The 21,689-nt window shown below is 72.5% G+C and carries 19 protein-coding genes; 15 read left to right on the forward strand and 4 right to left on the reverse strand.

Translation table 11 applies throughout. The features are described from left to right. Positions 1-2: 2 nt before the first annotated feature. Positions 3-1,232, reverse strand: coding sequence for a 5-aminolevulinate synthase (gene hemA / locus ACGFZN_RS37195; RefSeq protein ID WP_393862896.1), 1,230 nt, complete (start codon positions 1,230-1,232; stop codon positions 3-5). A 361-nt stretch (positions 1,233-1,593) separates the two neighbouring features. Here hemA and ACGFZN_RS37200 point away from each other — a divergent pair, with 361 nt between their 5' ends. The 6 genes from ACGFZN_RS37200 to ACGFZN_RS37225 all read left to right on the forward strand — a co-directional run bounded on the left by ACGFZN_RS37200 (position 1,594) and on the right by ACGFZN_RS37225 (position 8,671). Continuing rightward, positions 1,594-2,187, forward strand: a complete 594-nt coding sequence (locus ACGFZN_RS37200; RefSeq protein WP_393862897.1) for a CGNR zinc finger domain-containing protein — start codon at positions 1,594-1,596, stop codon at positions 2,185-2,187. A 218-nt stretch (positions 2,188-2,405) separates the two neighbouring features. Further along, positions 2,406-2,990: a sigma-70 family RNA polymerase sigma factor gene (locus ACGFZN_RS37205; protein ID WP_030167252.1), complete on the forward strand. Its 585-nt coding sequence runs from the start codon at positions 2,406-2,408 to the stop codon at positions 2,988-2,990. A gap of 62 nt (positions 2,991-3,052) precedes the next feature. Then, entirely contained in the window at positions 3,053-3,823 is a 771-nt protein-coding gene (locus tag ACGFZN_RS37210) for an anti-sigma factor family protein (protein ID WP_393862898.1), read from the forward strand. A gap of 60 nt (positions 3,824-3,883) precedes the next feature. After that, entirely contained in the window at positions 3,884-6,235 is a 2,352-nt protein-coding gene (locus ACGFZN_RS37215; protein ID WP_393862899.1) for a HelD family protein, read from the forward strand. Between the two features lie 356 nt (positions 6,236-6,591). Further along, complete coding sequence (locus ACGFZN_RS37220) at positions 6,592-8,007, forward strand: NAD-dependent malic enzyme (RefSeq protein WP_393862900.1); 1,416 nt, start codon at positions 6,592-6,594, stop codon at positions 8,005-8,007. A gap of 382 nt (positions 8,008-8,389) precedes the next feature. Continuing rightward, positions 8,390-8,671 carry an HU family DNA-binding protein gene (locus ACGFZN_RS37225; RefSeq protein WP_023550134.1) on the forward strand — a complete coding sequence of 94 codons (282 nt, stop codon included), beginning with the start codon at positions 8,390-8,392 and terminating at the stop codon, positions 8,669-8,671. Positions 8,672-8,789: 118 nt separating this feature from the next. Here ACGFZN_RS37225 and murA read toward each other — a convergent pair whose 3' ends face one another. Continuing rightward, positions 8,790-10,130, reverse strand: coding sequence for a UDP-N-acetylglucosamine 1-carboxyvinyltransferase (gene murA / locus ACGFZN_RS37230; protein WP_393862901.1), 1,341 nt, complete (start codon positions 10,128-10,130; stop codon positions 8,790-8,792). Positions 10,131-10,410: 280 nt separating this feature from the next. Here murA and ACGFZN_RS37235 point away from each other — a divergent pair, with 280 nt between their 5' ends. The 9 genes from ACGFZN_RS37235 to ACGFZN_RS37275 all read left to right on the forward strand — a co-directional run bounded on the left by ACGFZN_RS37235 (position 10,411) and on the right by ACGFZN_RS37275 (position 21,025). Further along, entirely contained in the window at positions 10,411-10,983 is a 573-nt protein-coding gene (locus ACGFZN_RS37235; protein ID WP_360160461.1) for a YqgE/AlgH family protein, read from the forward strand. A 109-nt stretch (positions 10,984-11,092) separates the two neighbouring features. After that, entirely contained in the window at positions 11,093-11,626 is a 534-nt protein-coding gene (locus tag ACGFZN_RS37240) for a hypothetical protein (RefSeq protein ID WP_393862902.1), read from the forward strand. Next, positions 11,565-11,810, forward strand: a complete 246-nt coding sequence (locus ACGFZN_RS37245; protein ID WP_393862924.1) for a zinc ribbon domain-containing protein — start codon at positions 11,565-11,567, stop codon at positions 11,808-11,810. The genes ACGFZN_RS37240 and ACGFZN_RS37245 overlap by 62 nt, the downstream gene beginning before the upstream one ends. A gap of 14 nt (positions 11,811-11,824) precedes the next feature. After that, positions 11,825-12,103 (forward strand): DUF3039 domain-containing protein, encoded by a 279-nt coding sequence (locus ACGFZN_RS37250; protein WP_143638399.1) that lies wholly within the window; start codon positions 11,825-11,827, stop codon positions 12,101-12,103. Positions 12,104-12,273: 170 nt separating this feature from the next. After that, entirely contained in the window at positions 12,274-13,965 is a 1,692-nt protein-coding gene (locus ACGFZN_RS37255) for a beta-N-acetylhexosaminidase (RefSeq protein WP_393862903.1), read from the forward strand. 270 nt (positions 13,966-14,235) lie between these two features. Further along, positions 14,236-15,129 carry an FAD binding domain-containing protein gene (locus tag ACGFZN_RS37260; RefSeq protein WP_393862904.1) on the forward strand — a complete coding sequence of 298 codons (894 nt, stop codon included), beginning with the start codon at positions 14,236-14,238 and terminating at the stop codon, positions 15,127-15,129. Next, positions 15,126-17,324 carry a 2Fe-2S iron-sulfur cluster-binding protein gene (locus ACGFZN_RS37265; protein ID WP_393862905.1) on the forward strand — a complete coding sequence of 733 codons (2,199 nt, stop codon included), beginning with the start codon at positions 15,126-15,128 and terminating at the stop codon, positions 17,322-17,324. The genes ACGFZN_RS37260 and ACGFZN_RS37265 overlap by 4 nt, the downstream gene beginning before the upstream one ends. Continuing rightward, positions 17,321-19,630: a xanthine dehydrogenase family protein molybdopterin-binding subunit gene (locus ACGFZN_RS37270; protein WP_393862906.1), complete on the forward strand. Its 2,310-nt coding sequence runs from the start codon at positions 17,321-17,323 to the stop codon at positions 19,628-19,630. The genes ACGFZN_RS37265 and ACGFZN_RS37270 overlap by 4 nt, the downstream gene beginning before the upstream one ends. A gap of 234 nt (positions 19,631-19,864) precedes the next feature. Beyond that, positions 19,865-21,025, forward strand: coding sequence for an SUKH-4 family immunity protein (locus tag ACGFZN_RS37275; RefSeq protein WP_393862907.1), 1,161 nt, complete (start codon positions 19,865-19,867; stop codon positions 21,023-21,025). Positions 21,026-21,028: 3 nt separating this feature from the next. Here ACGFZN_RS37275 and ACGFZN_RS37280 read toward each other — a convergent pair whose 3' ends face one another. Both ACGFZN_RS37280 and ACGFZN_RS37285 read right to left on the reverse strand, forming a co-directional pair. Continuing rightward, positions 21,029-21,229, reverse strand: coding sequence for a hypothetical protein (locus tag ACGFZN_RS37280; protein WP_393862908.1), 201 nt, complete (start codon positions 21,227-21,229; stop codon positions 21,029-21,031). Positions 21,230-21,401: 172 nt separating this feature from the next. Beyond that, positions 21,402-21,677 carry a hypothetical protein gene (locus ACGFZN_RS37285; RefSeq protein WP_393862909.1) on the reverse strand — a complete coding sequence of 92 codons (276 nt, stop codon included), beginning with the start codon at positions 21,675-21,677 and terminating at the stop codon, positions 21,402-21,404. Positions 21,678-21,689 lie beyond the last annotated feature (12 nt).

Consider the following 21,689-nt stretch of genomic DNA (forward strand, 5'->3'; position numbering starts at 1 on the left):
GCTCACGCCGCGCCCCTCGCCCGCGCGCCGTCGGCCCCGAAGTGGGCGAAGACCTCGCTCAGCGCCCGGACCAGATGGGCGATGTCCTCCTCGGTGTGGTTCGGGGTGACGTTCACCCGGAAGCGCTCCGTACCCACCGGCACCGTCGGGGAGTTGATGGGCTGCAGATACACGTCGTGCCGGTCCAGCAGCCGGGCTGCGGCCCTCTTGCACAGGTCGGCGTCGCCCACCAGCACGGGCAGGACGTGCGTGGTGCTGCACGGCATGACTTCGATACCTGCGTCGGCCAGCGCACCGCGCAGCAGGGCGGTCTTGCGGTGCAGGGCCGCACGCTCGGCGTCGGAGGTCTTCAGGTGCTCCACGCTGGCGTGGCAGGCCGCGACGACGGCGGGCGGCAGCGAGGTGGTGAAGATGAAGCCGGAGGCGAAGCTGCGGACGGCGTCCACCAGCGTGGCGGAGCCCGCGATGTAGCCGCCGATCACCCCGATGGCCTTGGCCATGGTGCCCTGGATGATGTCGACGTGGTGGTCGACGTTCAGTTGGGCGGCGATGCCCGCGCCTCTGGGCCCGTACATGCCGATGGCGTGCACCTCGTCGAGATGCGTCAGCGCGTTGTGGTGCTGGGCGACCTTGACGATCTCCTCGATCGGGGCGACGTCACCGTCCATCGAGTAGACCGACTCGAAAACCACGATCTTCGGCCGGTCCAGCGGCTGCGCCGCCAGCAGTTCGTCGAGGTGGTCCACGTCGTTGTGGCGGAAGACGGCGCGTTCGGCCTTCGCGCTCCGTATGCCGTTGATGATCGAGGCGTGGTTCAGCTCGTCGGAGACGACGAACGGGTCGGGCAGCACCCGCAGCAGGCACTGCAGTGTGGCGTCGTTGGAGCCGTACCCGGTCGGGAAGACCAGGGCGGCCTCCTTGCCGTGCCACTCGGCCAGCGAGGCCTCCAGCCGAGCGTAGTGGGCGTGCGTGCCGCCGATGTTGCGTGAACCGCCCGAGCCGGCACCGTACTCGTCGATCGCCTGGTGCATGGCCTGGAGCACCTTCGGGTGCTGGGACATGCCGAGATAGTCGTTGCTGCACCACACCGTGACCTGGCGGACGCGTCCGTCGGCGGTACGACGCAGAGCCTTGGGGTAGTCACCGGCCCTGCGGTTGATGTCCACGAACTCGCGGTACTGGCCACGGGCGCGCAACTCGTCGAGCTTCGCCGCCAGGAAATCGTCGTACATGTGTGTTCCCCGTAGATGGTGTGCCACCCGGCGCAGTCCTGCCGGGCGTTGTCGTACGGGTGCAGTAGACGGCGGTCGGTGGCAGTGACTCCAATGTGATGCATGCACGTCACATGCAGATGGTGCATCGGCGCAGGTGAAGCGCAGTGCTTCAGTGCGTTGAGCCGTTGGTCACAGGCGTGGGACGGGCCGATCGCCGGTGAGCCTGGTGATCCGTTGCTCGGGGCATGGAGAAGAGTGATTACACACCCGAGGGTTCCGGCCCACGCTCCGGGCGGGCACTGTGAAGAGGAGAGCCCCGCGGAGCCCTGCCGGGCCCGCAGGGAACAGCCCCGCTCCCTGCCAAGGCGGTGACAGGCACATGGCACTGGGTACGGCCACGCCCCCTTACGCGCCGCGGTTCGACGCCGGGCGGATCTGTCTCGATCTTCTCGCGACCGCGCATCCTGCCGAACGGCTCGACGGTGTCGAGGCGTTGTGCGCGTGGATCGGCGGGGCGGGGCTCGTGCCGGAGGGGACGGGACTGGGGCACGCGGAGGCGTCGTGGCTCGTGGGGTTCCGCGAACTGCGCGCGTACGTCGCCCAGTTGGTGCGCGATCCGCACGCGCCGGACACGCCGACGTACGAGCATGCGCTCCGGCGGGTCAACGAGGTCGCGCAGGGCCAGACGCCCGTCCCGCGTGCCGTGCGCGGTGCGGAAGGCGGTCTCCGCAGGGAGCTGGCCGGGCCGCCGACCTGCGCCGGGCTGCTCGCGCTCGTCGCGCGGGACGCCGTCGACCTGCTCACCGACCCCGTCGCGCGGGCCGCCGTACGGGAGTGTGAGGGGGACAACTGCCCGCTCGTCTATCTGGACACCTCGCGCGGGCGGCGCCGGCGGTGGTGCTCCAGCGAGGTGTGCGGCAACCGGGAGCGGGTGGCCCGGCACCGGCGGCGGGCCGCGCTCGCGCGGGCGTGATTTCCGTAACACCGCGTTTTGGGTGGCTCATACATGGGAATGAGCCGGGAACTCCCGCTCTGTGTCTGGATTGTGAAGATCGCGGGGTGGGAATGTGCGCGCATGTCCCTGTCGTCACGTCAGCCCACAGAAAACTGTCGCCTCCGTTTGAACACCCCGCCGCTTCCTTCCGTACGGGTGGGCGAGCGACCGACTGGGGGAACCCCCGGACACCGGAGGTGGGCGTGCGCAAGGATGCGGCCGTGGCCAATGAACGTGGATCGAGGGCCCGACATCGCATGTCCTCACAGCCCTCGGAACCTGACGAGGAGCTGATGCGTGCGCTGTACCGAGAGCACGCCGGACCCCTGCTCGCGTATGTCCTGCGCCTGGTCGCCGGCGATCGGCAGCGCGCCGAGGACGTCGTACAGGAAACGCTCATCCGTGCCTGGAAGAACGCCGGTCAGCTCAATCGGGCGACCGGTTCGGTACGCCCCTGGCTGGTGACGGTCGCACGCCGCATCGTCATCGACGGCCACCGCAGCCGGCAGGCCCGGCCGCAGGAGGTCGATCCGTCGCCGCTGGAGGTCATCCCCGCGGAGGACGAGATCGACAAGGCGCTGTGGCTGATGACGCTGTCGGACGCGCTCGACGACCTGACCCCGGCCCACCGGGAGGTGCTCGTCGAGACGTACTTCAAGGGGCGTACGGTCAATGAGGCGGCCGAGACGCTGGGCATACCCAGCGGCACGGTGCGGTCTCGGGTGTTCTACGCCCTGCGTTCGATGAAGCTGGCACTGGAGGAGCGGGGGGTGACGGCGTGATGAGCAGTGGTTACGGGGGAATGCAGGGATTCGGGGCGCAAGGTCCGGGTATGCCTGGGCCCATGAACCCCAGTCCGGGATCTCCGGTGCCGAGCGAGCACGAGACCGTGGGCGCCTATGCCCTCGGGATCCTCGACGACGCCGAGGCAACCGCTTTCGAGGCCCACCTCGCCGGCTGCGAGTGGTGCGCCCAGCAGCTGGACGAGCTGGCCGGGATGGAGCCGATGCTGGCCGCCCTCGCGGACCTGCCCGGTTCCGGCAGCACGCCCGCGATCGGCGAGTCGCTGTCCGCCAGGCCCACGCCCCGCCTGGTGGAGAAGCTGGTCGACGAGGTCGCGGAGAAGCGCGCCCAGAAGCGCCGGCGCAGCTTCTACATGATCGCGGCGGCAGCCGCACTGATCATCGCCGGCCCGCTGGCCGCGGTGGCGGTGAACGGCGGCTCCGACGGGGGCGGCGGCCAGGTCACCGCGTCCTCGGCGCAGACGGCGTTCGCGTCGATGCCCGACAAGAAGTCGGCGACGGACCCGTCGTCCCGGATCAGCGCGACCGTCGCGATGGCGCCGAAGGACTGGGGCACCCAGGCGGTCCTGGAGCTGAAGAACGCCAAGGGTCCGATCAAGTGCTCCCTGGTGCTCGTGGCGAAGAACGGGCAGCGCGTGACGATGTCCTCCTGGTCCGTGCCCGACTGGGGATACGGCATCCCGAACGGCAAGACGCCCGAGTCCAGGAAACCGCTCTACATCGGTGGCGCGGCGGCCTTCAAGCCGAACGAGATCGACCATTTCGAGGTCGTGACCTTCCAGGGGAAGAAGCTGGTACAAGTCGACGCGTAGCTTCCACCGGCCCCCTTCGCGTACGGTTGACGGCTGCCCAGCACGTCAGAAGGGGGCCAGGTGGCCGCTCAGGTTCAGCAGTCCGCGGTCGGCTCGGTACACGGCGCACACGATTCCGTCCGTGACCGGGAGATCGGCGTCGAGCAGGAACACCTGGACCGGGTGTACCGGCGGCTGGAGGAGAAGATCCACGAGGCCGAGTTCCTGATGCGGGACGCGGCCCAGCGCGGCCAGGTGGGCACCCCGGGCGCGCTGGCCGAACGGGACGCGCAGGTCTTCCGCGCCGGCATCCACCTGAACCGGCTCAACAACGAGTTCGAGGACTTCCTCTTCGGCCGGATCGACCTGCTCCTCGGCAAGGACGGCAAGAAGGGGCCCGACGGCGCCTACACGGCGGTGGAGCCGGCGGAGGGGGCCGTGCGCCCCGACAACACCGCCGACATCGCCGAGACCCTGCACATCGGGCGCATCGGCGTCCTCGACGAGGACTACGCGCCGCTCGTCATCGACTGGCGCGCGCCCGCCGCCGCCCCCTTCTACCGGGCCACCCCGGTGGAGCCCGGACGGGTCGTGCGGCGCCGGGTCATCCGGTCCAAGGGGCGCCGCGTGCTCGGCGTCGAGGACGACCTGATGCGGCCCGAGCTGACCGCCTACCTCGACGGCAGCGAGCTGCCCGTCATCGGCGACGGCGCCCTCATGGCCGCCCTCGGCCAGGCCCGCACCCACACCATGCGGGACATCGTCTCCTCCATCCAGGCCGAGCAGGACCTGGTGATCCGTGCTCCCGCCGCCTCCATCACCTACGTCGAGGGCGGCCCCGGCACCGGCAAGACCGCCGTCGCCCTGCACCGCGCCGCGTACCTGCTCTACCAGGACAGACGCCGCTACGCGGGCGGCATCCTCATCGTCTCCCCGACCCCGCTGCTCGTCGCCTACACCGAGGGTGTGCTGCCCTCGCTCGGCGAGGAGGGCCAGGTCGCGATCCGCGCCATGGGCTCGCTCGTCGACGGCGCGGAGGCGACCCTGTACGACTCCCCGGCCGTGGCCCGTGCCAAGGGCTCGTACCGGATGCTGAAGGTGCTGCGGAAGGCGGCCCGGGGCGCCCTGGAGCTGGGGCCCACCGCTCCGGCGCAGGGCGAGGACACCGAGCCGCGCACGCTCGCCGGGCCGCCCTCCCGCCTGCGTGTCGTCGCCTTCGGGCGCCGTCTTGAGCTGGAGGCCGAGGAGCTGGAGCGCATCCGCCGTACCGCCCTCGGCGGCACCGCGCCCGTCAACCTGCTCCGCCCGCGCGCCCGCAGGCTGCTGCTGGACGCCCTGTGGACGAGATCCGGGGCGGCCGGCCGGCACACCGACCCGGAGCTGGCTGCGGAACTGCGCTCCTCCTTCGACGAGGACGTCAGTTCCGAGGACTCCTTCAGCGCCTTCCTCGACGCCTGGTGGCCCGAGCTGACCCCGAAGGCCGTGCTCGCCGCCATGGCCGACGAGAAGCGGCTCGGCCGCTGGGCCCGCCGGATCCTCAACCCCGGCGAGGTCCGCAAGGTCGCCCGCTCCCTGGCCCGGGACGGCTACTCGGTCCACGACATCGCCCTGCTCGACGAACTGCAGGCGCTCCTCGGCGCCCCGGCCCGGCCGCGGAAGAAGCGCGAGATCGATCCGCTCGACCAGCTCACCGGCCTGGAGGAGCTGATGCCGGTGCGCGAGGAGTCGCAGCGGGAGAGGGCCGAGCGGCTCGCGCAGGAGCGCACCGAGTACGCCCACGTCATCGTGGACGAGGCGCAGGACCTCACCCCGATGCAGTGGCGCATGGTCGGCCGCCGCGGCCGGCACGCCACCTGGACGGTCGTCGGCGACCCCGCCCAGTCCTCCTGGTCCGACCCGGACGAGGCGGCCGAGGCCCGCGACGAGGCCCTGGGCACCCGGCCCCGGCGCCGCTTCCAGCTCACCGTGAACTACCGCAACCCGGCGGAGATCGCCGAGCTGGCCGCCAAGGTGCTCGCGCTCGCCATGCCGGGCGCCGAGGCGCCGAGCGCGGTCCGCTCCACGGGCGTCGAGCCGCGCTTCTCGGTGGTGCGGGGGTCCCTGGGGGCCACCGTGCGGGCCGAGGCCGAGCGGCTGCTGGACCTGGTGGACGGCACGGTCGGCGTGGTCGTCGCGATGAACCGGCGCGAGGAGGCCCGGCGCTGGCTGGCCGGTCTGAGCGACCGGGTGGTGGCCCTCGGCAGCCTGGAGGCCAAGGGCCTGGAGTACGACGCGACGGTGGTCGTCTCGCCCGCGGAGATCGCCGACGAGTCCCCGGCCGGCCTGCGCGTGCTGTACGTGGCGCTGACCCGGGCGACCCAGCAGCTCACGGTGGTCTCGGGCGACCGCGACGAACCGGACGCGGCGGCGGTGCCGGATCTGCTGAGGGACTGAAGTTTCCGCTGAATCCGCGGGACCGGAATGGACACCGGCATCCGTTTGTTAGCCTGGATACGGCACCGGCTCGATCCAAGCCCCCGGGCCCAACCTTCGTCCCTTCGAGGGACCACTTGCCGCGAGGCGAGCATGGCGGGTCGGTGTCGTTTGCGTGAGAGAGGCCCACGTCCGTGTGACGTGGGCCTCTTCCTTTTGACCGATCGTTTCTCGTATGGTGGAAGTGGTTTTCCGAAACCGAGCACCGCTCATGAACAAAACGTCCGCAATCCAGGGCGACTACCACGTACTCCGCGGTAGGTGCGACGATCGGACGGCTACGACTCGCGACACGGTGAAAGCAGAGGAAGTCGGCCATGGCAACGGCGCCCAGCGTCTCCTACTCGATGACCATCCGGCTGGAGGTGCCCGCGAGCGGAACCGCCGTCTCGCAGCTCACCACCGCGGTGGAGTCCTCCGGAGGCTCGGTGACCGGCCTCGACGTCACCGCGTCCGGCCACGAGAAGCTCCGTATCGACGTCACCATCGCGGCCACCTCCACGGCCCACGCCGAGGAGATCGTCGAGAAGCTGCGCGGGATCGAGGGCGTCACCCTCGGCAAGGTCTCCGACCGGACGTTCCTGATGCACCTCGGCGGCAAGATCGAGATGGCGTCGAAACACCCCATCCGCAACCGTGACGACCTGTCCATGGTCTACACGCCCGGCGTGGCCCGCGTCTGCATGGCCATCGCCGAGAACCCCGAGGACGCCCGCCGCCTCACCATCAAGCGCAACTCCGTTGCGGTCGTGACGGACGGCTCCGCCGTGCTCGGCCTCGGCAACATCGGCCCCAAGGCCGCGCTGCCCGTCATGGAGGGCAAGGCGGCCCTCTTCAAGCGGTTCGCCGGCATCGACGCCTGGCCGATCTGCCTGGACACCCAGGACACCGACGCCATCGTCGAGATCGTCAAGGCCATCGCCCCCGGGTTCGCCGGCATCAACCTCGAGGACATCTCCGCGCCCCGCTGCTTCGAGATCGAGGCCCGGCTGCGCGAGGCCCTCGACATCCCCGTCTTCCACGACGACCAGCACGGCACCGCGATCGTCGTCCTCGCCGCCCTGACCAACGCGCTCCGCGTCACGGACAAGGCCATCGAGAACATCCGGGTCGTCATGTCCGGCGCCGGCGCGGCCGGCACGGCCATCCTCAAGCTGCTGCTCGCCGCCGGCGTGAAGAACGCCGTCGTCGCCGACATCCACGGTGTCGTCCACTCCGGCCGCGAGGACCTGGTCGCCGCGCCCGCGGACTCCCCGCTGCGCTGGATCGCGGACAACACCAACCCCGAGGGCCTCACCGGCACGCTCAAGGAGGCCGTGCGCGGCGCGGACGTCTTCATCGGCGTCTCCGCCCCGAACGTCCTCGACGGCGACGACGTGGCCGCCATGGCCGACGGCGCCATCGTGTTCGCGCTCGCGAACCCCGACCCCGAGGTCGACCCGGCAATCGCCCGTCAGACGGCGGCCGTTGTGGCCACCGGCCGCTCCGACTTCCCGAACCAGATCAACAACGTGCTGGTCTTCCCGGGCGTCTTCCGCGGCCTGCTGGACGCCCAGTCCCGCACCGTCAACACCGAGATGATGCTCGCCGCCGCGCAGGCCCTCGCCGACGTGGTCAGCCAGGACGAGCTGAACCCGAACTACATCATCCCCAGCGTCTTCAACGACAAGGTCGCGGGCGCGGTCGCCGGCGCCGTCCGCGAGGCCGCGAAGGCCGCGGGCGCGACCGCCTAGCCGGCCTCGTCGCCGCGTGCCGCCCGGCCGCCCCGGCGCCGGCCGCCGCCGTGCCGGACGACGGCACGGCGGCGGCCGGGCGACGTCCCGGTGACGGCGTGCCGTACTGTGCTGGGGCTGTGAGGATCACCACGGCGGGCCCCGGCACCGGCGCGTCGTGGAACCAGTCGATGCCGTGCGCCCTCTAGGGTGACGCCGAGCGGGCGCTTTTCGTGTGACTCCCCAGGGTGTTCTCACGACTCCTACGGGTGCCGGATTGGCTTTACCGCCGCAGGTAGGGGCAGGATGCCTCCCTGGGCGCGAGCGCATCGGCATCGCAGTGCCTGCGGTGGATCCGCCGCGTGGCACACCCCAACGGCAAGAAATACACGGGAGTAACAACATGAACCGCAGTGAGCTGGTGGCCGCGCTGGCCGACCGCGCCGAGGTGACCCGCAAGGACGCCGACGCCGTGCTGGCCGCGTTCGCCGAGACCGTCGGCGAGATCGTCGCCAAGGGCGACGAGAAGGTCACCATCCCCGGCTTCCTGACCTTCGAGCGCACCCACCGTGCCGCTCGCACCGCCCGCAACCCGCAGACCGGCGAGCCGATCAACATCCCCGCCGGCTACAGCGTGAAGGTCACCGCGGGCAGCAAGCTCAAGGAAGCCGCCAAGGGCAAGTGACCTTGCCGTCCGTACGCCGCGGGACGGCGTGCGAGGCGTTCTGACGCGCGAAGACGCCAACGGGGCGGCCCTCCTTCACCGGAGGGCCGCCCCGTCGTCGTACGAGCGCCTGACGCGGTCAGCCGAGCGCCTTGCCCGGCAGCTCGACCTTCGCACCGAGTTCCACGAGCTTCTCCATGAAGTTCTCGTAGCCGCGGTTGATCAGGTCGATGCCGTGGACGCGGGAGGTGCCCTCGGCGGCCAGGGCCGCGATCAGGTACGAGAAGCCGCCGCGCAGGTCGGGGATGACCAGGTCGGCGCCCTGGAGCTTCGTGGGACCGGAGACGACCGCGGAGTGCAGGAAGTTGCGCTGGCCGAAGCGGCAGTCGGAGCCGCCCAGGCACTCGCGGTAGAGCTGGATGTGCGCGCCCATCTGGTTCAGCGCGGAGGTGAAGCCGAGCCGGGACTCGTACACCGTCTCGTGGATGATGGACAGGCCGGTCGCCTGGGTCAGGGCCACCACCAGCGGCTGCTGCCAGTCGGTCTGGAAGCCGGGGTGCACGTCCGTCTCCAGCGCGATGGACTTCAACTGCCCGCCGGGGTGCCAGAAACGGATGCCCTCGTCGTCGATCTCGAAGGCGCCGCCCACCTTCCGGTAGGTGTTCAGGAACGTCATCATCGAGCGCTGCTGGGCGCCGCGGACGTAGATGTTGCCGTTGGTCGCGAGCGCGGCGGAGGCCCAGGACGCGGCCTCCAGGCGGTCCGGCAGGGCGCGGTGGGTGTAGCCGCCGAGCTTGTCCACACCGGTGATGCGGATCGTGCGGTCGGTGTCCATCGCGATGATCGCGCCCATCTTCTGCAGCACGCAGATGAGGTCCTCGATCTCCGGCTCGACGGCCGCGTTGGACAACTCCGTGACGCCCTCGGCGAGTACGGCCGTCAGCAGCACCTGCTCGGTCGCGCCGACGGACGGGTACGGCAGCCGGATCTTCGTGCCGCGCAGCCGCTGCGGCGCCTCCAGGTACTGCCCGTCCGCGCGCTTCTCGATGACCGCGCCGAACTGCCGCAGCACGTCGAAGTGGAAGTCGATGGGCCGGCCGCCGATGTCGCAGCCGCCGAGGCCCGGGATGAACGCGTGGCCCAGACGGTGCAGCAGCGGCCCGCAGAAGAGGATCGGGATACGGCTGGAGCCGGCGTGGGCGTCGATGTCGGCCACGTTGGCGCTCTCGACGTGCGTCGGATCGAGGACCAGCTCGCCGGGCTCCTCGCCGGGACGGACCGTCACCCCGTGCAGCTGGAGCAGGCCGCGCACGACCCGCACGTCACGGATGTCGGGAACGTTGCGCAGTCGGCTCGGCGCGCTGCCCAGCAGGGCGGCGACCATGGCCTTCGGTACGAGGTTCTTCGCACCTCGGACACGGATCTCGCCCTCCAGCGGGGTTCCGCCGTGGACAAGCAGGACATCGTCGTTGACGGTCATGTATCTCGCGTTCCGATGAGTTGGGCAGGGGGTGGCTGCGGCCGATCACTCGCGCAGGGGCCGGGGGGACAGCGTAATCGCCGATTACCCCCGGTCCGTAAGTCCAAGTACCGCCCAGGCACGTCATAGCTGTGTCACAACACGAACCGTGCGCTTTCGGGCACATGGGGTCACCGCTCGCGGCGTGCGCCGGTGGTGCTTCCGCGCTCTGTGAGCTGCGTTCACTCCCCGGCCCCGATTGGCTCCCCACCGGAGGGGAAGATGCGGGATCATGTCTGGCATGACCGAGGTGTCCTCGCTCACAGGGCGGCTGCTCGTGGCCACTCCCGCCCTGGCGGACCCGAACTTCGACCGCGCGGTGGTGCTCCTTCTCGACCACGACGAGGAGGGCTCCCTCGGTGTCGTCCTCAACCGCCCCACCCCGGTGGACGTCGGCGACATCCTGGAGGGCTGGGCCGACCTCGCCGGAGAGCCCGGCGTGGTCTTCCAGGGCGGCCCCGTCTCGCTGGACTCGGCGCTCGGCGTCGCGGTGATCCCCGGCGGGGCGAACGGCGACCTCGCCCCGCTGGGCTGGCGCCGGGTGCACGGCGCGATCGGCCTGGTCGACCTGGAGGCGCCGCCGGAGCTGCTGGCCTCCGCCCTGGGCTCGCTGCGCATCTTCGCCGGATACGCCGGCTGGGGCCCCGGCCAGCTGGAGGACGAGCTGGTCGAGGGCGCCTGGTACGTGGTCGAGTCCGAGCCGGGCGACGTCTCCTCGCCGGCCCCGGAGAGACTCTGGCGCGAAGTGCTGCGCCGCCAGCGCAACGAGCTGGCGATGGTGGCCACGTATCCGGACGACCCGTCGCTCAACTGAAGGCTGTGACACCTGTGCGGATGCCGAGTCCGAGCGAGGGATCACTAGTTCGGATGGTCGTCCGTGTTTTCGAATGCAGAGGCCACTTCCGGTGAATGGCGTCGCCGGTATGAAGCTGGTGATGCAGGTCAGGCTGTTGCCGACGTCCGTGCAAGCGGCGGCGCTTGAGAAGACGCTGCGTGCCTGCAATGAGGCGGCCACCTGGGCCAGCGGCGTGGCGTTTGAAAGGGGGGTGAGGAAGAACTTCGCGCTGCGGAAGCACACGTACGGCGAGATCAAGAGCCGGTGGGGGCTGGGTGCGCAGGCGGCGCAGCATGTGATCAAGAAGACGTGCGATGCGTATGCCGCGCTCAAGACCAACCTGAGGGCCGGGAACCTCGGCAGACCAGGATCACGGCGGTATCGGCGGGCTTCGGAGAAACCGATTGTCTTCCGGCCGGAGGGGGCGCAGCCGTACGACGACCGGATGCTGTCGTGGCAGATGACCGAGCGGCGGATCTCGATCTGGACGGTGGTCGGGCGGGTGAAGGACGTGGAGTTCACCGCCTCGCCGGAGCAGCACCTGCGCCGAGTGCAGGCACATCGACAAGGCGAACCGGGTCTCGCAGGCCCGCTTCGCGTGCCGGAACTGCGGATTCGTTGATCACGCAGACCGGAACGGCTCCCGCAACATCCGTGCCCGTGCGTGGATGGCGTGGCGGCGCGGGGCGCAGTCAACCGCCCCTGACCCACCCGGGAAGTGTCCGGGTGGGACTGGACGCAGGCGACACGTGACAGCCAGTGACGCTCGTTGTGCAAGCCCCGGGCCCATAGCCTCGGGCAGTTGACTACCCTGGGGCTTATGAGCACTCTCGAGCCCGAGCGCGGGACTGGTACGGGGACCCTCGTAGAGCCGACGCCACAGGTGTCCCACGGCGACGGCGACCACGAGCGCTTCGCCCACTACGTCCAGAAGGACAAGATCATGGCGAGCGCCCTCGACGGCACCCCCGTCGTGGCGCTGTGCGGCAAGGTCTGGGTGCCGGGCCGCGACCCGAAGAAGTACCCCGTGTGCCCCATGTGCAAGGAGATCTACGAGTCCATGGGCAGCGGCGGCGACGACAAGGGCGGCGACAAGTAGCGGCACGTCCGAGTCCGTGAGGCCCCCGGTGCGCGCGGCGTGCGCGCGCCGGGGGTTTCGCCGTCCTCTGGCCGCGCAGTGGTCCAGACCGGTAGCCTCCGTCGAGGTTGTACGCGATGGAACGGCCGTTGCGCACAGTGCAACACTTGGGGCGGAGGTACGACGGCGGCATGAGCGGCACACCCCGCGGGGCGAGCGACCGGTTCCTCTCTCCGGAATCCCAGGTGTCGCTGATCCCGGCGCCGAGCAGCCTCACGGCCCCCTCGCCCGGCGGCGGCACCGGGTTCGTCCTCGACGCGGACACCGGGATCGAGGCCACCGACGGCACCGGGCGGGTCGCACGCTGGCTGCGCACGACCGTCGGGGCCGCGACCGGACTGCCGCTGGCCCCGCACCGCGACGGCGGCTCGCGCATCCTGCTGCGGATCACCCCCGCGCTCGAGGACGAGCTCGGCGGCCCCGAGGCCTATCGGCTGTCCGCCGACGGCTCTCTGGTCCACATCGACGGCGCGAGCGAGGCCGGCCTGTTCTGGGGCGCCCAGACCTTCCGCCAGCTGCTCGGTCCCGAGGCGTTCCGGCGCGCTCCGGTCAGCGGCCGCACCGAGTGGGAGGTCCCGGCCGTCACCGTGCGCGACGCGCCCCGGTTCCGCTGGCGCGGTCTGCTCCTGGACGTCGCCCGGCACTTCATGCCCAAGGACGGCGTGCTGCGCTACCTCGACCTGATGGCCGCGCACAAACTCAACGTCTTCCACTTCCATCTGACCGACGACCAGGGCTGGCGGATCGAGATCAAGCGGTATCCGAAACTGACCGAAACCGCCTCCTGGCGGCCGCGGTCGAGATTCGGTCACCGGGCCTCCCCGCTGTGGGAGGAGAAACCGCACGGGGGTTACTACACCCAGGACGACATCCGGGAGATCGTCGCCTACGCCGCCGAGCGGCACATCACCGTCGTCCCCGAGATCGACGTACCCGGGCATTCGCAGGCCGCCATCGCCGCGTACCCGGAACTCGGCAACACCGACGTCGTCGACACCACCGCCCTCACCGTCTGGGACGACTGGGGCATCTCGGCCAACGTGCTCGCCCCCACCGACACCGTCCTGCGCTTCTACGAGGGAGTGTTCGAGGAGATTCTGGAGCTGTTCCCTTCATGGTTCGTCCACGTCGGCGGCGACGAGTGCCGCAAGGACCAGTGGGCCGCGTCGGCGACCGCCGGGAACCGGATCACAGCGCTCGGCCTGGCCGACGAGGACGAGCTGCAGGCGTGGTTCATCGGCCACTTCGACTCCTGGCTCGCCGCGCGCGGACGCCGGCTCATCGGCTGGGACGAGATCCTTCAGGGCGGGCTCGCGAAGGGCGCGGCGGTGTCCTCCTGGCGCGGCTACGGCGGCGGGATCGCGGCCGCGCGGGCCGGGCACGACGTCGTCATGTGCCCGGAGCAGTACGTGTATCTGGACCACCGTCAGGCCCCGGGCGAGGACGAACCGGTGCCGATCGGGTACGTGCGCACCCTGGAGGACGTCTACCGGTTCGAGCCGGTGCCGGACGGTCTCACCGAGGCCGAGGCCCGGCATGTGCTGGGCACGCAGGCCAACGTCTGGACCGAGGTGCTGGAGGACGCCGCGCGCGTGGACTACCAGGCCTTCCCCCGGCTCGCCGCCTTCGCCGAGGTGGCCTGGAGCAGCCTGCCCGCCCCCGCGCAGCGGGACTTCGCCGGCTTCGAGCGCCGTATGACGGCCCATTACGCGCGGCTCGACGCCCTCGGCGTCGCCTACCGGCCGCCCGCCGGCCCCCGGCCGTGGCAGAAGCGCCCCGGCGTCGCCGGCCGCCCGATCGAGGGACCGCCGCCCGCCAGGTGATCCCTCCCTCGGGAGACGGTCGTTTCGAACAAGTGCCGGAAAACCGCGTCAAGCATCACCGAAGAGTGTCAATCGCCGCGCACCGCCGATGCCGCACGAAATCGGTACATCTCTGCGGTGAGGTGGGCGAACACCTCGTGATGCCGGGCGGCGGACCCCCGTCCTCGTGCCTTGCGAAGATGTGCCAGAGTTGCCACGTCCGCCCTGTGAGCACGTACCGTACGGCCACACAGGTGGGACCAGGTGGGGCAGCGGGAAGGGGCAGCCGGTTTGACCACGCACGCACCGCAGGCGGAGCAGGCCGTCACGCTGCCCACGACGCTGGACGAGGCCGTGGCGGCCCTCACCGCCATGCCCGCCGCCGTGCCCGTGGCGGGCGGCACCGACCTGATGGCCGCCGTCAACTCCGGCCAGCTCAGGCCCGCCGCCCTGGTGGGTCTCGGGCGGATCAGCGAGATCCGCGGCTGGCAGTACCAGGACGGCCACGCGCTGCTCGGCGCGGGCCTCACCCACGCGCGCATGGGCCGCCCCGACTTCGCGGCCCTGATCCCGGCGCTCGCCGCCGCCGCGCGCGCCGCGGGCCCGCCGCACATCCGCAACGCGGGCACCCTGGGCGGCAACATCGCCTCGGCCGCGCCCACCGGCGACGCCCTGCCGGTGCTGGCCGCCCTGGAGGCGACGCTGATCATCGCGGGCCCGGGCGGAGCCCGCCGGGAGATCCCGGTGTCGCACCTGCTGGCCGGCATGGAGATGCTGCGCGGCGGCGAACTCATCGGGTACGTGCGCGTGCCGCTGCTGCACGCCCCGCAGGTCTTCCTCAAGGCCACCGGACGCACCGGCCCGGGCCGCGCGCTGGCCTCCGTGGCCGTGGTCCTCGACCCCGCCCGGCGCGGTGTGCGGTGCGCCGTCGGCGCCATAGCGCCGATGCCGCTCAGGCCCCTGGAGGCCGAGCAGTGGGTCGCCCAGCTCATCGACTGGGACAACGACCGCGCGCTCGTCCCGGAGGCCCTGAACGCCTTCGGCGAGTACGTCGCCGCCGCCTGCATCCCGGACCCGGCGCCGGAGCCCGACGGCTCGGTGACCCCGCTTCCGCCCGCCGTACTGCACCTGCGGCGCACCGTCGCCGCGCTGGCCCGACGAGCACTGGGGAGGGCGCTGTCGTGACCGACGACCAGCACGGAGAGGGCGCGCCCCAGGCCGGCGGCCGCTGGGACCCGCTGCCCCAGGGCGACTACGACGACGGCGCCACCGCCTTCGTCAAGCTCCCCGAGGGCGGCATCGACGCCCTGCTGAACGGCGAGAGCCCGCTGGCCGCGCCGGGTCACGGCTATGTGCCGCCGCGGATAGCGGCCGCCCCCGGCACCGGCGACCCCGCGGCGCCGGGCGACTGGTCCGCGCCGGCGAGCGGCGCCGAGTGGCCCGACCCGAACGCCGGGCAGCAGTCACCGCACGCGGACGACCGGTTCACGTACCACCCGGGCGCGACCCAGCACTGGACCTTCGAGGAGCCCGCGGCCCCGCCCGCGCCCGGACACGACGTCACCGGGCAGTGGTCGATCCCGGTCGCCGGCGGCGATCTCCCGGACGAATCGGGTGAATTCACTACATCCTCGCTGGTCGAGCAGTGGGGCGGGACACCGCCGGCCACCCTGCCCGGCGGCGCGCCCGCACCCTGGGCGACGGACGCCTCCGCACCCTGGCACCGCCCTGCCGAGCCGGGCCTGCCCGACCACACCGACGCGCTTCCGTCGGGCGACGCACAGGCGCCGGACGCGTACGCGGGTGACGAGCGGTACGGGCACCCTCCGGCCGGATACGCCGAGCCGGGCCACCCGGCCGCGCCGCACACGGAGAACACCGACGACGCGGGAGGCCGGGGCGAGACCGGCCACGCGGAGCCGGCCCAGGGGGAGTACGCCGCGGAGCACGGCCACGACGGGGCCGACGGCGCGGACTTCGGGCACCCGGAACCGGGGCGTGACGGCGCCGGGAGCCGCGCGTCCGCCGGCGCGGAGTTCCGGCACGCGGAGCCCGGCGGGCACGGGGCCGGCGCTGCGGAGCCCGGCCGCCCGGAGCCGGGCCACGACGGGGCGCACGGTGCCGAGTTCGCCCGCGACACGGCGGGTCACGCCCAGCCCGGCCGCCCGGAGTTCGGGCACGGCGCGCAGGGGCACACCGAGTCCGGTGCCGCGCCGGCCGACTTCGGGGCCGCACCCTCGGACACGCACGCCCCCATCGACGCCCACGCCCCCGCGCGGGCCCCTGAGGGCGCCGCTGACGCCCGTACCGGCCACGAGGGCCCCGCAGGCCACCGCACCGCCCCGCAGGCCGCCACAACGGCGGACACGGCCGGCGCACAGTCCCCTGCCGCCCAGGAGACCCCGGCCGCCGCCCACCGCGCCGAGGCGGACGCGGCCGAGCAGGCATCCGACGCCGGCGCACCGCACGGCACGGCCGAGGAACCCGCGGAGGAACCCGGCGAGGACTCCACCGCCGAGCCCGCCGGAGCCGCCCAGCACGCCGAGGCCCCCGCGGCGGACCCGGCGCCGGACCGCGCCGAGACGCCCGCCACCGCGCGGGCGGACGGCGACGAGACCGGCGACGAGGAAGCCGCCGTACCGCCGCCGTCGCACGACGACCACCCGCTCGCCTCGTACGTCCTGCGCGTCAACGGCGTCGACCGGCCGGTCGGCGACGCCTGGATCGGCGAGTCGCTGCTGTACGTGCTGCGCGAGCGGCTCGGGCTCGCGGGCGCCAAGGACGGCTGCTCCCAGGGCGAGTGCGGCGCCTGCAACGTCCAGGTCGACGGCCGCCTGGTGGCCTCCTGCCTGGTCCCGGCGGCCACCGCGGCCGGCAGCGAGGTGCGCACCGTGGAGGGCCTCGCCGCCGACGGGCAGCCCTCCGACGTGCAGCGCGCGCTCGCCCGCTGCGGAGCCGTCCAGTGCGGCTTCTGCGTGCCCGGCATGGCGATGACCGTGCACGACCTGCTCGAGGGCAACCCCGCCCCGACCGAGCTGGAGACCCGGCAGGCGCTGTGCGGCAACCTGTGCCGTTGCTCCGGCTACCGGGGCGTGCTGGACGCCGTCAAGGAGGTCGTCGCCGAACGCGAGGCCTCGCACGCCGCCGACGCCGAGACGGACGCGGACGACGCCCGTATTCCCCACCAGGCGGGCCCCGGCGCCGGCGGGGTCCACCCGTCGGCGTTCGAGGCGCCGGGCGCGTTCGACACGCCGCAGACCGCCCCCGGCGGCTACGCCGACACGCCGCCGTACGGCACGCCCGACCCGTACGGCACACCGCCGCACGGCACACCGGGACCGCACGACCCGCACTACGGTCAGGACGGAGGACAGGCGTGAGCAACGAAGCCGCCACGGCGACCACCGCCGCGGAAGCGGCCCCCGAGGCCGAGCCGCTGCCGCACGGCCTCGGCGCCTCCCTGCCGCACGCCGACGCCCGCGCCAAGACCGAGGGCACCTTCCCGTACGCGGCCGACCTGTGGGCCGAGGGCCTGCTGTGGGCGGCCGTCCTGCGCTCCCCGCACGCGCACGCGCGCATCGTGTCCATCGACACCAGTCACGCGCGCGAGATGCCCGGCGTACGGGCCGTCGTCACCCACGAGGACGTGCCCGGCACCCCGCGCCACGGCCGGGGCACGCCCGACCGGCCGGTGTTCGCCTCCGAGGTCGTACGGCACCACGGCGAGCCCATCGCGGCCGTGGCCGCCGACCATCCGGACACCGCGCGGATGGCCGCGGCGGCGATCATCGTCGAGTACGAAGTACTCGACCCGGTCACCGACCCCGAGCAGGCCTTCGAGGCCGAGCCGCTGCACCCCGACGGCAACCTGATCCGGCACATCCCGCTGCACCACGGCGACCCGTCGGCGGTCGGCGAGGTCGTCGTGGAGGGCCAGTACCGCATAGGGCGCCAGGACCCCGCCCCGATCGGCGCCGAGGCCGGCCTCGCCGTGCCGCGCCCGGACGGCGGCGTCGAGCTGTACCTGGCCTCCACCGACCCGCACACCGACCGCAACACCGCCGCGGCCTGCTACGGCCTGTCCCCGGATCGGGTGAAGATCGTGGTCACCGGGGTGCCGGGCGCCACCGCCGACCGCGAGGACCAGGGCTTCCAGCTCCCGCTCGGCCTGCTCGCGCTGAAGACCGGCTGCCCGGTGAAGCTCACCGCGACCCGCGAGGAGTCCTTCCTCGGCCACGCCCACCGCCACCCCACGCTGCTCCGGTACCGCCACCACGCGGACGCCGAGGGCAGGCTGGTGAAGGTCGAGGCGCAGATCCTGCTGGACGCCGGCGCCTACGCCGACACCTCCTCCGACGCGCTGGCCGCCGCCGTGTCCTTCGCGTGCGGCCCGTACGTCGTCCCGAACGCCTTCATCGAGGGCTGGGCCGTGCGCACCAACAACCCGCCCTCCGGCCATGTCCGCGGCGAGGGCGCGATGCAGGTGTGCGCCGCCTACGAGGCCCAGATGGACAAGCTGGCCAAGAAACTCGGCCTCGACCCGGCCGAGCTGCGCCTGCGCAACGTCCTCGCCACCGGTGACGTCCTCCCGATCGGCCAGACGGTGACCTGCCCGGCGCCGGTCGCCGAACTCCTCCAGGCCGTACGGGACTTCCCGCTCCCGGCGCTGCCCAAGGACACGCCCGAGGAGGAGTGGCTGCTGCCCGGCGGCCCCGAGGGCGCGGGCGAGCCGGGCGCGGTGCGCCGGGGCGTCGGCTACGGCCTCGGCATGGTGCACATGCTCGGCGCGGAGGGCGCCGACGAGGTGTCCACCGCCACCGTCAAGGTCCACGACGGCGTCGCGACCGTGCTGTGCGCGGCCGTGGAGACCGGGCAGGGCTTCACCACCCTCGCCCGCCAGATCGTCCAGGAGACCCTCGGCATCGAGGAAGTCCACGTCGCCCCGGTCGACACCGACCAGCCGCCGGCCGGAGCGGGCTGCCGGGGCCGGCACACCTGGGTCTCGGGCGGCGCGGTGGAACGCGCGGCCAAGATGGTCCGCACCCAGCTGCTGCAGCCCCTCGCCCACAAGTTCGGCATGTCCACCGAACTCCTCCAGATCACCGACGGCAAGATCACCTCGTACGACGGCGTGCTCTCCACGACCGTCACGGAGGCGATGGACGGCAAGGAGCTGTGGGCGACGGCCCAGTGCCGCCCGCACCCCACCGAGCCGCTGAACGCCTCCGGCCAGGGCGACGCCTTCGTGGGCCTGGCCTTCTGCGCGATCCGCGCAGTTGTCGACGTCGACATCGAGCTGGGCTCGGTCCGGGTGGTGGAGCTGGCGGTCGCCCAGGACGTGGGCCGGGTCCTCAACCCCACGCAGCTGGCGGCCAGGATCGAGGCGGGCGTGACCCAGGGCGTCGGCATCGCCCTGACGGAGAACCTCCGCACGCCCCGCGGCCTGATCCGCCACCCCGACCTCACCGGCTACGCCCTGCCGACGGCCCTGGACGTCCCGGACATCCGGATCGTCAAGCTGGTCGAGGAGCGGGACGTGGTCGCCCCCTTCGGCGCCAAGTCCGTCAGCGCCGTCCCGGTCGTGACGGCCCCGGCCGCGATCGCCTCCGCGGTCCGCGCGGCCACCGGCCGCCCGGTCAACCGCCTCCCGATCCGCCCCCAGGCGGCGGTGGTCGCACCGCAGTGAGACGCGTGCCCGCGGCGTCACCGGAGCCCGCGTCACCGGAGCCCGCGTCACCGGAGCCCGCCGCCGGGCAACGTGCACCGCTCGCCGCGCGTCTTTCCCGTTGAGGGCCGTTGTCAGTGGTGCGGCGTAGTGTGCTGAGCGGTGGGGGCACTCGCGCTCACCGACTCTTGAACTCACGGACGCGCGTGCGGACTTGTGCACGCGTGCACCGACGGGGAAGATCGCGGGGGAGCGATGGGCACGACGGACGCCGGGGTTCCGGTGATCACGCTGACCGAGGCGGAGCTGGACCGCCATGTCACGCACGGGCCGACACGCGGCCTGCTCGGCGGCGCCGGACTGCCCGCGGGCACCGACCTGCTGACCTTCTCCCCGCTGCGCACGCACGGCCTGCGCACGCTCGCCGACGCCGCCGACGGCCCGTTCCGGGTCGCGGACGAGCTGCGGGACCGGCTGGTGATAGGCGAACTGCTCAACCCGGCGGGCATGCGGCGCGAGTCGATCCTGCTCGACGGCGGCACCGGCGAGCTGACCACGGCCTACCTCTTCGCCCCGCCCCGCCCCCGCCCCTTCGCGCCCTCCCTGGACACCCTGCTGCGTTTCGCCGCGGTCACCGAGGAACTGGCCGGCCTGCGCGGCCGCTTCGCCTCCCTCGCCGGCCGGTACGGACCCGAGACGGCGGCCGAGGCCACCCGCCGGCTGCTCTCGCTGTTCGCGGAGGGCGCGGACGGCGAGGTTCCGCCGTACTGGAAGGCGGCGGCCCTGATCCGCCCCCTCGCCCTGGTCGCCGGCCCCGGCACCGCCTGCGGCCTCACCCTGGACGTCCCCGCCCGCCTGCTGGACCAGCAGTTCGGTCACGGCCGGGTGGTGCGCTTCGAGGAGGTCGACTTCCCGGCGACGCTCACGCACGAGCCGACCCGCCGCTTCCTGCGCGGGACCGGCCTGCCGGAGGAGGCGGTCCTCTTCCACGCCGACACGGACGTCCCGCTGCCCACGCTCCGCGAGTACGCCGCCGACGAGTACACCGGCAACTGTCCCCTCGACGAACTCCCGGCCCACGCGGACCACTTGATCCGCCTCGGCCGCCTCGTCGAGAACAACAGCGTGGTCCTCGACGGCAGAACGGGCGCGGTCCTGACCTTCAGCGAGCCGGAGGCCACGCTCCACCCCCTCAACAGCGACGTCTCCACCCTCGCCTTCACGCTCTGGCTCCTGCACCACGAGCGCACCATCGACGAACACCTCGGCCACGAACTGACCACCCGCGCCTACGACCATCTGGCCGCGGCCATGCTCCACGTCCTGTCCGCGGTCGACCCGACGACCACCCCACCCGGGCCGGACCGGCCCTACTGGACGGACCTGTTCCAGGCCGAGCGGGGCGGCGTCCTCTGAAGGTCACGTGATCGGCTGCGTGGTCCCGTCAGGCAGCACGCAGGCGTCCCCGGCGTAGGGGCGTGAAACGATCTGTCCGCCGGCGGCCGTGCAGTCGTCTCTGGAGATGTTCGGAGACGAGGCGGCACCGGCGCTGACAGCGCTCACCCCGGCGAGGGTCGCCGCGGCCAGGGCGAGACCCAGGATCCTTCGCATGCGGCGCATGACGCGCTCCTCCTCTCGGCGCCTTCGTTCGGCCTTCGGAGATGACGCGTCCCGCAGTCTCGGGAAGGACGGGCCTCAGGACGAAGGCGCCCTCTCATCCAGCATGGGCACTGCGCATGAGGCCCGCGAGGCGGCACATCGGTGCCGGCGGGCGGGCGCCACGCGCGGTGCTCTAACGCGGCTCGTGGGCCGCCGCCCGGCAGGCACCGGTCGCGGCGCCGCCCGGCACCCCGGCCCCGGTCAGCCCGGTCACACAACCCTGCAGATCCCCGGCCACGCCACGGGTGCAGGCCGCGGTGACGGAGTCGGAAGCGGTGGCACCGGCCAGTTCGGCCATCTTCGTGCAGGCGGGGATGTCCGCGCGGACCGCGGGAGCGGCGAGGACCACACCGCCGAGCGTGAGGGTCAGGCCGGTGAGGGCACCGGCGATACGGGTCGACATGCGCATGGGGAGGCACCT

This window comes from Streptomyces sp. NPDC048192 (assembly GCF_043202415.1).
Classification (GTDB): Bacteria; Actinomycetota; Actinomycetes; order Streptomycetales; family Streptomycetaceae; genus Streptomyces.